Source organism: Rhizobium sp. S152 (assembly GCF_030380735.1).
In the GTDB taxonomy this organism is placed as follows: Bacteria; Pseudomonadota; Alphaproteobacteria; order Rhizobiales; family Rhizobiaceae; genus Rhizobium.
Map to the genome: position 1 here is coordinate 138,837 of NZ_JAUDRZ010000025.1, position 13,700 is coordinate 152,536.

Consider the following 13,700-nt stretch of genomic DNA (forward strand, 5'->3'; position numbering starts at 1 on the left):
CGCATTGTTCGTTAACGGTTTTCAGCCAGTGTTCGACATTGCAGCGAAGGAGACCGCTTTGACAGATGGATGGCTGTCCCCGCACATTATAGTGCCTTCAAATCCAACGCCTGAAGAGTCGCTGCCATCTAGGGCCGAGCTGCTAGATGCTATGCGAAAGGGTCGAGTAGGCAGTCACCTGTTACTGGTCGCTTTCAATCTCGACGCGTCATGGAATTTGCTCAGCGATGAACTGGTTGCTCGCGTTGAGGCTACCGTTTCCGCTAGATTGCGTCGCATCGCCGGGGTACGCGCTATATATCGGGGGACCAGAGACACCTTCCTGGTTTTGTTAGATGAGGCTAGCGACGATTCTGCTGTCTCAGTCGCTAAAAAATTGGGAGAGGTCATCAACCGCGCGATGTTGCTTGGAGGAAGAGCGGTGCATGTGCGGAGCGCGGTCGGAATGACGGCGATAGATCCGACTGTTCCTGGCGAAACGACGCTACATCACGCCCGCATTGCACTGATGGCAAATCCCCAGCCGTCGGAGAGGGGCATGTCCACTTTCACGTCAGCGATGCTCGAGCTGACAGAAGCACGTCGAGATTTGGAAGCCGACCTGCGTCGGGCTGTTTCTTTGAACCAGTTCGATGTCGTGTTCCAGCCACAATTTCACATTTCGAGTGGCCGCCTCCTAGGCTTTGAAGCGTTGATCCGTTGGCCTCATGAAAGACGCGGGTCCGTATCTCCCGCGGAGTTTATACCGCTTGCTGAAGATCTCGGACTCATCCGGAGCATCGGCGCTTGGGTGCTTCGGGAGGCATGTCTCGCCGCAAGCGGTTGGCCTTCGAAAATATCCGTTTCTGTTAACGTCTCTCCAACTCAGCTTGGACCTGGCGACTTTGAAGCAACAGTCATAAGCGCGTTGCGGACAGCAGAGATCGATCCCGGACGGTTAGAGCTAGAGGTGACCGAGGGCGTCCTCCTGCCCCACGACACCCAAGCGGTTTCGCTGATCGACCGGCTGCGCGGGCTTGGTGTCCGCTTCGCGCTGGATGATTTTGGTACGGGCTACTCCTCATTGGCCTATCTGCAACGCTTCTCATTTGACAAGCTGAAAATTGACCAAGCATTCATACGCTCGGCGCCCTCGGAGGCAAACCGCGCCATCTTGCGGGCGGCGATTGGTATCGCGCACGCGATGAACATGGAAACAATCGCCGAAGGTGTTGAGACTGAAGATCAACTCGCCCTCGTTCGCGAGGTGGGTTGCTCACAGGTCCAAGGATATTTGACGGGACGTCCGATGTCCGCCGAAGACGCCTCGCGGATCGCAAACAGCGTAGAGGCTCAAAGTGATGTATAGACTTGTCTATTACAGTAGGAACTCGTGCCCTAATCTCGGCCATCAAGAGATCGATGCCATCCTACGCGTCAGCCGGCGTAACAACGCCGCAGGGGGAGTCACCGGAGCACTGATGTTCGACGAGGGATATTTCGCTCAGGTGCTTGAGGGCGCGCAGTCCGCGATCGAGGAGACTTTCGAAAGGATTCAGATGGACCCAAGACACTACGATGTTCAGATCGTCGACTTCTCTCCTGTTTCCGATCGGACGTTCCATCACTGGGCTATGACCTACACAGGAGCCAACCTTTCCGCGCCGGCCCGCAAGCTCATAAACGCGAGCGGCGGATTCGACCCTCGATCGCTTTCCGGCCAAGAGATTTTTCTGCAAGTGGCAAGCCTAGTTTTTGCTGAAGGCCGCCCCTGAACTCGCTTCAAGGCAATTCAAGTTCACGCCGTCACGCGCACCTATCTTCGTCAAAAGCCAAGGACCCTCTCCGACAACTCACTTGTTCTAGCTTGCGTCATCAACTCCTCGGCGAATTGCCCCAACGAGGAGACGGATGCCCGCGACGAAGTCAGCGCGATCGTCATGACCTGGAAGCTTTGAGGCGATGCTGGATGTGAAGGGAAATTGATCCGGATCGAGAGCCGCCCAAAGCGTCGCGATTTCCCCGAGGAATTTTGACCTGTTAAGCCCTTTTCGAAGAGCGAACTGGGCGTTTGCCGCATTCTGGGCGGCGACGCCGACAATGTAGCTAAGTAGTGCGGAAACAACACTCCACTCTTCAACGACATTCAAGGCTCGCACCTGATTTCCGATGCGCTCAATGATGCGTATGGTTGGCATGCTCCCGGCAGCGTGAGACAGTACCGAACCCATCCAGGGATGCAGATCAAGGGCGTCAAAAATCCCGAGACCTATCGAGCAGATTTCTTCCTCCGGTGTCAGGCCTACATTCGCGTCCAATGCGCGCTCGATGACGACGTCACACGCGGCAATCAATAGATCGTCCTTGTTCTCGACGTGCCAATAGATCGCCCCTGCTCCCGTTGCCAAGCTCCTCGCCAAAGCCTGAAAAGTCAGGCCGGCTTCACCCAGGTCGTCAAGGATCGTGATTGCCGTCTGAATGATCTGTTCCCTAGACAGGGCGTTGCGCTGCCTAGCTCGTGGAGTTTTCTTCATCTGAAGATCTTGACACACTTAGAACACCATTCCAATTATGGAATGATGTTCCATAGCGCATGTACAAGGAAACTTCGTGACAAATCCCCATATTGCCATAATTGGAGCAGGGCTTGGCGGCCTAACGCTCGCTCGCGTGCTTCATGTTCACAGCATCGGAGCTATAGTCTATGAGGCGGAAACGTCTCCGAGCGCGAGATCTCAAGGCGGGATGCTAGATATTCACGACTTCAACGGCCAGGTCGCGCTCAAAGACGCAGGGCTCTACGACGAGTTCCTTACGCTGGTCCATCAAGGCGGGCAGCAGACCCGCGTGCTGAACCGGGATGGCGGCGTATTGATGGATCTGCCCGACGATGGCACAGGGGGTCGGCCGGAAGTACAAAGGGGGGAACTGCGGCGAATCCTGCTTGACTCACTGCCGTCAGGCAGCGTGCGGTGGGGAAGCAAGCTGCTGGGCGCGGAGCCGCTCGGCGAGGGCCGCCATAAGCTGACATTCTCCGACGGTCATGAGGCGAAGGCGGATCTTCTTGTTGGTGCTGATGGCGCATGGTCAAAAGTGCGGCCGTTGGTATCCCAAGCGGTGCCCCAATATGTTGGGACCATCTTCGTCGAGACGTGGCTGCTTGACGCCGACGCGCGCCACCCGGCAAGCGCAGAGGCGGTCGGCGGCGGTGGCATGTTCGCGCTTGCGCGCGGCAAAGGCATCATGGCGCACCGTGAACCCGATGGTGCTCTGCATGCCTATGTGGCTTTGAGCAGGTCGGAGGACCGGCTCCGGCTGGAGTTCGGTGATACGGAAATGACGAACGCCCGAGTCGCCGAGGAGTTCGCCGAATGGGCGCCTGCGTTAACCGCCCTTTTAAAAGACAGCGACATTGCTCCTGTAGCGCGCATTCTTCATCAACTCCCGGAAGACCATCGATGGGATCGCGTTCCAGGCGTGACGCTGCTCGGTGACGCAGCCCACCTGATGATCCCTTCCGGCGAAGGCGCAAACTTGGCAATGTTCGACGGTGCTGAACTTGGCAAGGCCATCGTTGCTAATGTCGGCGACTTGGAGCAGGCCCTTCAGTCCTATGAAGCCGCACTCTTTCCTCGCAGCGCACTTGCCGCGCGAGAGGCCTCTGAACTCGCGATGTCGATGTTTGGTGATGACACGCCGCGGTCGCTTTTGGAAATGTTCGGCGTGTCGGATCGGGACGTGGAAACGGGATCGGTGTCGAGTGACCAATCTCCGATTGCTCCGTCCTGAAAGACCAGCACCGCGAGGAGTCACCGGTCCCCCCAACCCTCGGCCCGACGGAGGCGAACTGCAGCGCACGTCATGCTGAGCAACAAAATCCCGTTACGGGCACGATAAGGTAGAGCCACAGCCGACTTGGACGGGTGGCATTCGAAAGGCCGAGGGTCTTCTGCCAGTTAGCTTGCTTCGCAGCATCGGCACACGCATAAAGCCCACCCTGAAGTCAACATCACCTGCATGGTGAAACCATCTTTGAGAGGACAAAGTGCCGGCGTAAGCGGCCACTACCTCATAGTAGACCGTACGGCACATGGCATCATCTTGAAGAAACGACCAACATGCGGGACAGGACCCCGCAGGATGACGCAATAGAACGCGCAAGCTCAAGGGCTATCGCCTCCTCCTTGCGACTCGCAGCCGTCCCTTCAAGTATTACGTTCGACCCAAGCATCGAAACGCGCAAGTTCGAAAAGCGTACACGAGGATCTGCAGCGACGGCGGCTTCGATAGAGGCAACCATACTCGAACTGGAGCAGCCAGCCATCTGCACGTCAAAAGCTGAAGTGTAACTGTAAAACTGCAGGATCATCATGCTCCTCCGTGTTGCTGAATGGAGGAACGCCCGCATTCCGACATGGTTCACATCTTGGCTCCGCCGCCCGATTAGGGTTCGCGTCTTTTCAACCTCTCCAGGTATTGAAGACGAGCAGGCCGAGCATTAAAACAAAGAAGGCTAAGCCGACGATCGACCAGATCGATACACCCTTTTTCTTCCCGGAATCAGGAGTTCGCCGGCCTTGATAGGGTGTCTGCTCGGGTCCCTGATCAAATTTCGGAGGCTCGGCCACGATCATTGCGCCGTAAAGAAAGTGAGCAGGACCTTACCCTTTTCACCAAGGAGGCAGACAAAGCGATCAGGCTTCCCGTTCTGTTGTTTACGCGAGATGTAGGCTTCGCCCAGTACGACTGTCTTAACTGGTACGTCTCCGACCTTGGTATCCGCCTTGCTGACAGCGAGGCTCTCCATGTCGAGCACAAGGTCTGTTATTTCTGGCGAGCGCTCCTGCAGTGCCAGTAGGCCAGTCGACTTGCAGGCATCAACTGCTGGATCCGCAGGCGCTTTGCTCTGCGCCTGAGCGCTCAATGCGATCATCACGAAACCAAAGGCACAGATTACTGGTCGTAACACTTTCATAATTTCCTCCGCAAAGAGCCCGCGACAAGCGCGGGCGGATGGTGACAGTCGCAGGATATCAACCCCTATCGACGACCTTTTTGACGGCGTCTTTTGCCTCTCCTTTCGCCACCTGAGCCTTGCCCTTCGCTTCTTGGAGGCTCCCTTTTGCCTGCTCCTCATGATTGTCGATCGCCTTGCCGGCTGCTTGGCGTGCCTTACCGGCCACTTCGTTGGTCTTTCCTTTGATTTTGTCTGCCGTGCTTCCCATGGTCGGATCTCCTCGTTTCGGGTCCGGGAGAAAGACGCAGGGCAGTCGTTCGTTCCATCACCTGCAGAGAATGTATGAGATCTCGCTCTGCAATCGCCGGATCTCCGGACCGACGTTTGGGAAAAGGTGTAAACCAAGCAATCAGCTTGCCGAGTAAAGCAGTTCTCGGAGTTTCACGGCGTCGGTAACGCCGGCACGGAACCATTTCAGCAGTTCGCCTGCACTTTTACGCGCTTCCTCGGAATCAGTGGCGAGTTTTCGCTCCCGGCAAAAGTCGGTTACAATCCGATCAATCATCGTGATCTCGTCCGGACCAAGCGGCTGCTCCCGCTCCCAAATTGCTTGAAACATCACATCCTCCACTCCCTGTCAGAGCATCCTACTACGAGAAGCGTTAATCGCATATTGCAGCCACTTGTGTTGCGAACAAGAGCAAGACAACGACGCGTGCCGACGGACGGCCTCTGACGGCGCATCAGCGAAGCCACCTTTGCGAACGCGCTTTACGCTCTCCGGGATGAGGGTATGATCGAGCAGCTCTACAAAAGCCGGCTGTAGTCTTAGGTATGAGCAGCAGGACTAAAAATGAAGAACCCAGAGGAAGAGTTAGAAAGGGAGCTGGGCCGCAAGAAGCTTATGCTGCGGTTGCCGGCTTTGAGGGACCAGTTGCGGCAGGCTTCTGGCGATGAAATAGACGCGATTTTCGTAGCGTACGAGCGGGCTGTTTCACATCGAGATCGAATCAGTGGACAAAAGGGCGCACCTAAGCAGTGGGCAGCATATTATCAGGAGGTCTTCGAGGATCTGGAGGACAGGATCAAACAGCAGTTGACTGCGCGGCGGCGGCAGGACTTCACGTAACGTTTGCAAGGGTAGGCCTTCGCGCACGTTGTCATTGAGGTTGCTCGGTGGTTCATCGCCCAGCTATCTTCAGCGCCGCAGCCGTAGGTGGGGAGTGTCCGTTGAGCTCCTCCGCACTGAAAAAGCGTGGAGCGTTTGATATTATCGCGCCGAAGCCTGCACAGCAGCTTCGTTTACAGTGAGCGGACATGCCAGGACAGAGATTTTCCGTCACAACCACCGATCCTAATGATGGGGCGTCCCAAGCGTTGGCCAGGCTTGCAAAGTCGCCAGCGAGACCATTTGACGCCGTATATGAGAGCGGAGCAACATTCCATGTCAAACTTGCGCCATACCAAGACCAATCCGGTTCAGAGGTCGAGCCGGATTTATGGGAAGAGCATTGACCTCATTTCCCACGGAGCGTGGTCGGCCTGTCGTCGGCTTTACCAATAGACGCTATAATCTGCGCATCGCCTCGTCGCGGTTAGGCAAAAGGGTTTACTTTGGGCGCGGCCCGTCGTCGTCTATAAGTCGTCCGCCACAGGAACTTTTTGAGATTCCGAGTGTTGTGCTCCCGCCGAGATGTCTCCCAAAGCTTCCTCGGCACGTGGGGGGTCGAGGGCACCTGTAACTCTCTCGGCTCTCCACACCCGCTGGTCGAACAGACCTTCCTCAGGGAGTAGTGGGTTCATCCGTAAGTTAGTTCCGTCGACGTCTCTTAACAATGACTTGCTACCGTGCCTTCTCCGGATAGAGACCCTATGCACTAAACCAGTCGCGCTGAAAGTCCTTGGGCATCTCCACGGACCCCGCACAGGCGTCGGCCTTAAACTTCAAGTTTACCATGGTGTAAAGATAAATCTCACAACACCGGAACTTCAATGTCGCGGTTGACGAGCGCGAAATTGTATCACGGCGGCGAAAGAACGGAAAAGCCGGGTTCTCCGATAAGCCACCGCAAAAATTCTCATGCGCGCGGTCACAGAGGCACGCTTGGACGTATCGAGCATTATTAGTGCGTGCTCTAAGAGCGCCGCTTCTTTGAAGGCCGAAAGTTCAACTTTATCTCTTCGACGTCCGACCGATAGCTCAAGATTGACGACCCGCTCCCTCTAAGGGTCAATCCGGCGTTTGCTTTAAGTTGCATTTTTTAAAAGCGGGAAATCCAAATGGCCGCCTTTTGCGTGTAGATTATTGTTATCATAGTTATCAACGGTGGATGGACTGATGAAACCGGAGCACGGAAAGCACGAAGACTTCGACATTAACGGCTTATTAGGAAGAAGAATAAGGTCAGCGCGCAAATCACTTGGGCTGAGCCAGACGCACATTGCAAAAGCACTTGGAGTTTCTTTTCAACAAGTGGGAAAGTACGAGAGTGGTCAAAACACGATGTCCGTTTCGACATTTTTAACGATCTGCAGGGCTCTTCATCTAAAGCCATCTATCTTGCTGGATGAATATCTCGGACGCGATCAGTGCTAGCCGCTTGCCGACCATGATTACGGACCCGCGACTGCGCGACAATCCGATTGTATTCTCCAACAAAGCATTCGCTACACGAACCGGGTACTCCCGAAAAGAGACCCTTGGTCGGAACTGCCGCTTCCTTCAGGGTCCCGGCACATGCACGACGAACGTCAAAAGAGCGTTTGGTCTAGTTGAGGATCTCTATCTGTATCGGCGTTCTCGCGTCGATTGCCTGTCGAATCAGTGAGGCGAATTCAACGATGCCGTGCTCCGCTGCGTCAGGGCCGTCCGGGTGCAGTCGCGACCAGCAGCCTTGGCGGCGTAGAGGCCGGCATCGGCGCTATTCAGCAGTTCTCGCGCAGAACCAGACGCCGTGCAGGCGATGCCCACGCTCACGGTGACAACACCTTTTTCGCTGAAGGTGTGTGGGATGGACAGTCCGCGGACGCTGTTGCACGCCATCAGCGCTAACGACTGTGCTTCATCGAGGTCGACCGACGGCAGCAATATCGTGAACTCCTCGCCGCCGTACCGAGCAGCTACCGCGCCATATACCGGAGCGAATGTCTCCGCCAATCGGTCAGCAACCTGCCGCAGGCATTCGTCGCCCTCCAGATGGCCGTATCCATCGTTATATGCCTTGAAACTATCAACGTCGATCATTAGCAGCGACAACCGGCGGCCGGGAATGAGAGCCTTTGCAAGCGCGTTGTCGAAAGCGCGCCGATTGGTCAATCCGGTGAGACTGTCCGTCGAAGCTAGCGTCGACAGTCTCTCATTAAGTTCACGGAGGCGTTCCTCGCGTTCACGGTGTGCGGTCACGTCGCTGAATACTATCAAGGAGCCGCCATCGCTCGTCTCCGTGGTTCGGGCCTGGACCGCACGGCTATCGGACAGCCGCAGCAATCGCTCGCCTTCCCTTAGAAGCACGTCGGCCGTCCGCTCGACCACCTCCTCTAAATCGGTCTCCGGCATCGCCTGCTCGCCTCGCTCGAGCGATGCGCGAACGATGGTCCGCATACAGTTGCCTGGAACTAACGTCGGCGGTCGCAGGAAATAGCTTTTGGAAGCGCTTATTGTGAAAGAGAAGGACCCCTCGGGCGTTGAACATGGCGAGGCCGTCCTCCATGCTCTCGACCGCGTCGTTGAGCCGGATCCGGCTGGCCTGCAGTTCCTGTTCCAGCTTCTTTCGTTCCGTGATCTCACGGTTATGCGTTACGACACCAGTTAGGATGCCGTCGTCGTCCAACAGGGGCGCCTTTAGGGTAGATAGCCACGTTTCCGTTCCATCGTTGCGGAGGAAGCGTTGCTCGACGGTGACGGCCTCGCCCGTCGACAGCACCTCGAGTTCCGGCTTGCGGAAGATTTCGGCTGTCTCCTGACTATAGTAGTCGGCGTCCGTCTTGCCGATCAGATTTTCCGGATCTGTTCCCATAAGGGCCGCCGTCGCCGGGTTTGCGACCGTGAACCGCCCGTCCCTGTCTTTGGCGTTGAGACAATCTGGAAGGGCCTCGATTACCGCGCGAAAAATTTTGTTGCCCTGAGTGGCAGCTTGGCGCCTGATCTCCTGAACAATTGCGAGTCCGCAAAGAAGCGTGGCGCCGAAAAGCATCACAGCCATTGGGATTGTCGTCGTAGCCGTGAGCCGATACCAGTCGCTCGTTGGGAGGCGGATGTAAAACCCAAGAGTTCCGCTGAGCGCGGCAATGGTCGCCAATGCGACGGGCAGAAAGGCATCGTTCCGCGCGCCCGCGCTGCGAACCAGCAAGCCGCCGAGCACGGCTGCGAAAATCTGCGGACCCCCCGTCCAGACGCCCTCGCCTCCAAGGTAAATTCTGCGAGCAGTAGCCGCCGCAAGCGGTAGAACGGCACCCAACGGACCACCGAAGTAAGCAGCAATACCCAGGAGGCTGTAGCGAACGTCCAGCAGAACACCGGGGCTGAACTCGAACGGTATGGAGATGGTGCCAAGAACGCCTGCTGTCATGACCAAGCTAAAGATAAGCGTGCCCCACCGATCTCCGGCTCTGATGGCGTAGCGACGGTTCAGCGTCCACATCGAAGTGGCTATCGTGACAATCGCTAGATTGGGCAGGAGCTCGCGTATAAGCATCCGGGAACGTCTTCTCCATTTTTCGCTCAAAGGCTGTTCTATGAGCAAATGATGAAGAAGCCGAAAACGGGAGGAAGGACAGAGACCCTAGGAGGGTCAGGGATCGGGCTGGATGGAGGCAACCGGCGCCGGAGCAGCGCAGTTCTAACAGAAGCAGGGCCAATACTATGGGCTGCCGCAATGCGCGTAACATCTCCATCTCATTTGGATCGCAATTGAGGGTGCCGCTTTCTTCGCGGCTTCCGTGTCGCAGCCAGCTCCGTAGACGCGGCCGATCGGGGCTGGTCTAGGAAGCTAGCTTATCTTCGGCCGCTTTAGATGAGGCCGCATTGGGGAGGCGCAGTTTCGGATTTTGATAGGTCTTGAGGGCATGTCGAGCTCCTTTCTTGTTCAATGCTCGCCGGCGCATTTGCAATGGCAGGCCCCTGCAAGATCCCCGATGATCCAAGGTTTTTTATTGCGACCCCACGTCAAATTTAATAGCGCCTCCGAAGAGAAAGCGTAAAATACCTTCAATCGGTTGATCGCGTGACAACTATTGTTCGCGCTTGGTGCCCATCTTCGGCACTGCGAGATTATCAGTGCAGAACGCCGCCTAGCGCTCACAATTGCGATTGACCTCGTCCAGATAAGGCAGATCGCCTTTTGGCTGAAGAGGCCCGATCGTTGTTCGGAGATCCGCGCTGAATGAGTGAGCGACAGTCATTATCCCAAGAGGAACGTCGAAAAAAGCTCGACGAAACCCATCAAGTCGCGCTTGCGATCATCGACGAGCAACGCAGAGCGCGAGACGCTAAAACCCTGCGACTTCGCCAATTGCGTTTGGCAATGGAGTCTGAAGTGGATAATCAGCCCGCCCGTGAGCGAGATCGGTTGACCAAAAAATGACCGCTTCACCCATCGATCATGCCGCTCACGGCTGAGCACTGCTGGCGGTGCGCATCCCTGAACTCCGTTCTATAGCGCACGGCCGACTAACCATTGAGGAGATGTGCGAAAGCTACACCCTGACTGTCCTCTCCCTGAACACACTGCAAACACTGGGCAGCGATGGCAAACAGATTCACGAGCATTCTCAGCTTGTTTCTGACATCGAAGAGGAAGTCAGATATTTCCTTGCTGACTTCGCCAAGGTGGCGGGCTGAGAAGAAACTACGCCTTGAATCTTGCCATGACCTTCGTGGTTTGGTGAACAGAAAGGCCAGCCGTCTCGAGGCTTGCAGATGAGTAAACCGCAGTGCCTGACCCTTTCGCTTTACTTCTTCGTCCGCTTGGGTGCAGACCCTCTCAAAGGCCGTTGTAGGTGCTCTTTCCCAACGGCCCCCTCGTGATGGTCTCCTTCAGCGGCATCGGCCTGCTGGTGGGTCGCATCGTGTTCAGCTTGCGCACGCCGCCAATGCTCGTCATGTGCTCCGTGCGGCCTGCCTTCGCTTTCCCATATTTCATGGGCCCGCTCGCGGATTTTATCCCTCTTGTCGTCCATCGTTGTTTCCTTCCATTCTGCTCAACTAACAAAGACCTGAACCACATGTGTTCGTAGGGTTTCGTCCGTGACGGGTTCCGTGGAATAGATAATGTCGCCGAGCCTTGTGACCAGAGCCACTTCGGTATCAGAAAGATTTGCTCGAAGGTGGAGCTTTTTGTGGCCGAACTGCCAGTCGATGAACAGGCACTGGTCAGGCGCTTCAACGATACTCCCCGCATATCCTTTCGCGCTCTCGAGCAAAGGAACAATACTCTCTTTTCGCAGGGCGAGAAGCTTTCGGATGAATTCTGCCCAGGCTATCGCGCCTTCCGAGGCAGCCTCGTCCCAATTCACCTTGCTGTTCACAAAGGTCGACATATTGTTGGGGTCTGCAATATCTGCGGCCGATTTACCGGAAGGAATTCCGCCGAAGTTTTCTGCTTCCTTCGGTCGGTTTTCCCGGATCGCCTTTGCAATCTGACCATGGTAATCGGAGAAGAAGTGGAACGGTCTTAAGGATAGATGTTCGTCGCCCATGAACATCATCGGTATTTGAGGCGACAGCAGCAAGATTTCGGTGAGAGCTCGGTAAACCTGTCGATTGATGCCCAGATGCAAGCGGTCGCCAAGCGCCCGGTTGCCTATCTGATCATGGTTCTGTAGAAAGTGTATGAAAGCCGTCGGAGGAAGTGCTTCGGATGGCGGAGGATCGTCACTGACAATCGCCCTGCCCGGTCTGAGGTAGCCAGATGCCATCACCCGCCTGATCTGCCCCCAGATATCGTCCGTGAATGGCTCGTAATAGCCAGTCGCCTCTCCGGTGACGGCAACATGCACCGCATGGTGGAAGTCATCGTTCCAGTCGGCTTTGTAGTAGCGCCCACCGGGAGTCTCTTGCATGAGATCGGTGCCGTTGGCTGGGTTTTCGGTAATGAGGTGAACGTGCCGATCAGAGATTTTCTCTCGGACCTCGATGGCAATTTGCTCGAGGATGTGGACGTCACTGCCATCTTCAATCTGATCGATGGCATCGAACCTCAGCCCGTCCAGGCGAAACTCGTGAAGCCAGTATAGTACGTTCTCCAGAAAATAGCTGCGGACCTCGGGCCGTTCATAGGCGATAGCTGCTCCCCAGGGTGTAGGGTCGCCCTTCCGGAAAAAGCCAGGGGCATATTGGCCAAGGTAATTACCTTCAGGTCCGAAGTGATTGTAGACGACATCCAGAAAAACCATCAGCCCGTGACCATGTGCGGCGTCAATGAATGCTTTTAGATCGTCGGGCGTTCCGTACGAGTTATGAGGTGCAAACTGCAGCACGCCATCGTAACCCCAGCCTCGGGTGCCAGGGAAGTGAGCCAATGGCATGACTTCGACAGCGGTGATTCCAAGGTCGGCCAGCAGTGGGAGCTTCGCCATCGCGGAACGAAAAGTCCCTTCGGTGGTCAAAGCTCCAATGTGGACCTCGTAGACGACGGTCTCCTCCCATGGCCGGCCACTCCATTCGGGATGTCGCCAGCGGTAGCTGTCCGGATCCACAATTACCGAAGGACCTTCCAGACCATCGGATTGCAGACGCGACGCAGGATCACCAACAACCTTCCCGTCGGACAGGACGAACTGGTAACGAGCACCGAACGGAGCAGCGGTTTCTACAACATGCCACCCGTCCGGTGATCGCTGCATCGGGATATCGGCTTCGCCCAGCCTCAGACCAACCGATGTCTCAGCGGGAGCCCAAAGCTGAAAGCGGGTTTTCCCGCCCGACAATGCGACGGGGCCCCACCATTGGATCAAAGGCCGCGTCGCCCGCTTTTTCGTCTCGATGTTCATCTCAGCAGCCCCTGCCCGCCGTCCACCCAGATTGGCGACCCAGTGATATGTCGTGACTTTTCGGAAGCAAGGAATGCAATGACTTCGGCGACGTCTTTGCTTGTTCCCGGTTTCCCGCCGGTGATTGGAACCTGTCCCTCAGGCCAGATAACTGGAATGGCTGTTTCGCTCTCGGCTCTGAGATCAGTGTTTTCATCGATATTGGTCTCGATCTCGCCGGGGCAAACCGCGTTGATCCTGATGTGATGTCGGGCCAGTTCCAAGGCCAGTTGCTGGACCATCGCCACTTGGGCGGCCTTCGTCGCAGTATACGCTGTTGCACCCGGCGTGGTGAACGTTCTGGTGCCGTTGATTGATGAGACTACGATGATCGAGCCTCCGCCCGATCGCTTGAGGTGCGGCACGGTCGACCTTAGCGTCAAAAACGTGCCCGCCAGGTTCACCGTGATGGTGCGATTCCATTCGTCGAGTGTCAAATCGTCGATCGGAGCCCAAACGCCATTGATACCCGCATTAGCAACGACGACGTCCAGACGGGCGAAGCGATCGAGCAAAAAGCCAACTGCGGCCTTCATCTGGGGCTCCGAGGCGATGTCGGCATCTAGTGGTATTGCCGTCCCGCCTGCGGCTTCGATTTCCGAAACTGCATCGCGCAGTTCGTCCGGACTGTGGCCCAAGATGCCGACATCGTAGCCCTCTTTTGCCAGCGCTTGCGCTGCCGCGCGTCCGATACCGGAGCCGCCGCCGGTTACCAGTGCTACCTTTTTGCTCATTT

At 56.3% G+C, this 13,700-nt stretch carries 15 protein-coding genes and 1 pseudogene; 7 read left to right on the plus strand and 9 right to left on the minus strand.

What is annotated here, in order from left to right:
• Positions 1–538: 538 nt before the first annotated feature.
• Together QTL95_RS17205 and QTL95_RS17210 are read left to right on the plus strand one after the other, a co-directional pair.
• A complete protein-coding gene (locus QTL95_RS17205; RefSeq protein ID WP_289721148.1) occupies positions 539–1,348 on the plus strand; it encodes a putative bifunctional diguanylate cyclase/phosphodiesterase in 810 nt (269 codons plus the stop codon).
• Positions 1,341–1,754 (plus strand): BLUF domain-containing protein, encoded by a 414-nt coding sequence (locus QTL95_RS17210; protein WP_289721149.1) that lies wholly within the window; start codon positions 1,341–1,343, stop codon positions 1,752–1,754. Before QTL95_RS17205 ends, QTL95_RS17210 begins: the two co-directional genes overlap by 8 nt.
• An 87-nt stretch (positions 1,755–1,841) precedes the next feature.
• On the opposite strand, the gene QTL95_RS17215 is transcribed toward QTL95_RS17210, so the two are convergent.
• A complete protein-coding gene (locus QTL95_RS17215; protein ID WP_289721150.1) occupies positions 1,842–2,513 on the minus strand; it encodes a TetR/AcrR family transcriptional regulator in 672 nt (223 codons plus the stop codon).
• A gap of 76 nt (positions 2,514–2,589) precedes the next feature.
• On the opposite strand from QTL95_RS17215, the gene QTL95_RS17220 reads away from it, so the two are divergent.
• Entirely contained in the window at positions 2,590–3,768 is a 1,179-nt protein-coding gene (locus QTL95_RS17220; RefSeq protein WP_289721151.1) for an FAD-dependent oxidoreductase, read from the plus strand.
• An 841-nt stretch (positions 3,769–4,609) separates the two neighbouring features.
• Here the strand turns inward: QTL95_RS17220 and QTL95_RS17225 are convergent.
• The 3 genes from QTL95_RS17225 to QTL95_RS17235 form a co-directional block, all read right to left on the minus strand.
• Positions 4,610–4,912 carry a hypothetical protein gene (locus QTL95_RS17225; RefSeq protein ID WP_442981315.1) on the minus strand — a complete coding sequence of 101 codons (303 nt, stop codon included), beginning with the start codon at positions 4,910–4,912 and terminating at the stop codon, positions 4,610–4,612.
• 100 nt (positions 4,913–5,012) lie between these two features.
• Positions 5,013–5,204, minus strand: a complete 192-nt coding sequence (locus tag QTL95_RS17230) for a CsbD family protein (protein WP_289721153.1) — start codon at positions 5,202–5,204, stop codon at positions 5,013–5,015.
• A gap of 141 nt (positions 5,205–5,345) precedes the next feature.
• Positions 5,346–5,555 carry a hypothetical protein gene (locus QTL95_RS17235; protein ID WP_289721154.1) on the minus strand — a complete coding sequence of 70 codons (210 nt, stop codon included), beginning with the start codon at positions 5,553–5,555 and terminating at the stop codon, positions 5,346–5,348.
• 234 nt (positions 5,556–5,789) lie between these two features.
• Between QTL95_RS17235 and QTL95_RS17240 the strand changes: the two genes are divergently transcribed.
• From QTL95_RS17240 to QTL95_RS17250, 3 genes are all read left to right on the plus strand, one after another.
• Positions 5,790–6,065 (plus strand): hypothetical protein, encoded by a 276-nt coding sequence (locus QTL95_RS17240; RefSeq protein ID WP_289721155.1) that lies wholly within the window; start codon positions 5,790–5,792, stop codon positions 6,063–6,065.
• A 1,209-nt stretch (positions 6,066–7,274) separates the two neighbouring features.
• Positions 7,275–7,532, plus strand: a complete 258-nt coding sequence (locus QTL95_RS17245; protein WP_289721156.1) for a helix-turn-helix domain-containing protein — start codon at positions 7,275–7,277, stop codon at positions 7,530–7,532.
• A 13-nt stretch (positions 7,533–7,545) separates the two neighbouring features.
• Positions 7,546–7,764: a PAS domain-containing protein gene (locus QTL95_RS17250; protein ID WP_442981316.1), complete on the plus strand. Its 219-nt coding sequence runs from the start codon at positions 7,546–7,548 to the stop codon at positions 7,762–7,764.
• On the opposite strand, the gene QTL95_RS17255 is transcribed toward QTL95_RS17250, so the two are convergent.
• Complete coding sequence (locus QTL95_RS17255) at positions 7,758–8,537, minus strand: GGDEF domain-containing protein (RefSeq protein WP_289721158.1); 780 nt, start codon at positions 8,535–8,537, stop codon at positions 7,758–7,760. The two genes, QTL95_RS17250 and QTL95_RS17255, sit on opposite strands and share 7 nt — an antisense overlap.
• Before the next feature lie 46 nt (positions 8,538–8,583).
• Positions 8,584–9,630, minus strand: a pseudogene (locus QTL95_RS17260) (PAS domain-containing protein); the annotation flags it as partial.
• A gap of 687 nt (positions 9,631–10,317) precedes the next feature.
• Here QTL95_RS17260 and QTL95_RS17265 point away from each other — a divergent pair.
• Complete coding sequence (locus tag QTL95_RS17265; RefSeq protein ID WP_289721159.1) at positions 10,318–10,518, plus strand: hypothetical protein; 201 nt, start codon at positions 10,318–10,320, stop codon at positions 10,516–10,518.
• 367 nt (positions 10,519–10,885) lie between these two features.
• On the opposite strand, the gene QTL95_RS17270 is transcribed toward QTL95_RS17265, so the two are convergent.
• The 3 genes from QTL95_RS17270 to QTL95_RS17280 are packed head-to-tail and all read right to left on the minus strand — an operon-like array spanning position 10,886 to position 13,698.
• Entirely contained in the window at positions 10,886–11,113 is a 228-nt protein-coding gene (locus tag QTL95_RS17270) for a DUF2934 domain-containing protein (RefSeq protein ID WP_442981305.1), read from the minus strand.
• Between the two features lie 21 nt (positions 11,114–11,134).
• Complete coding sequence (treZ, locus tag QTL95_RS17275) at positions 11,135–12,925, minus strand: malto-oligosyltrehalose trehalohydrolase (protein WP_289721161.1); 1,791 nt, start codon at positions 12,923–12,925, stop codon at positions 11,135–11,137.
• Positions 12,922–13,698, minus strand: a complete 777-nt coding sequence (locus QTL95_RS17280) for an SDR family oxidoreductase (RefSeq protein WP_289721162.1) — start codon at positions 13,696–13,698, stop codon at positions 12,922–12,924. Before QTL95_RS17280 ends, treZ begins: the two co-directional genes overlap by 4 nt.
• Between the last annotated feature and the right edge of the window lie 2 nt (positions 13,699–13,700).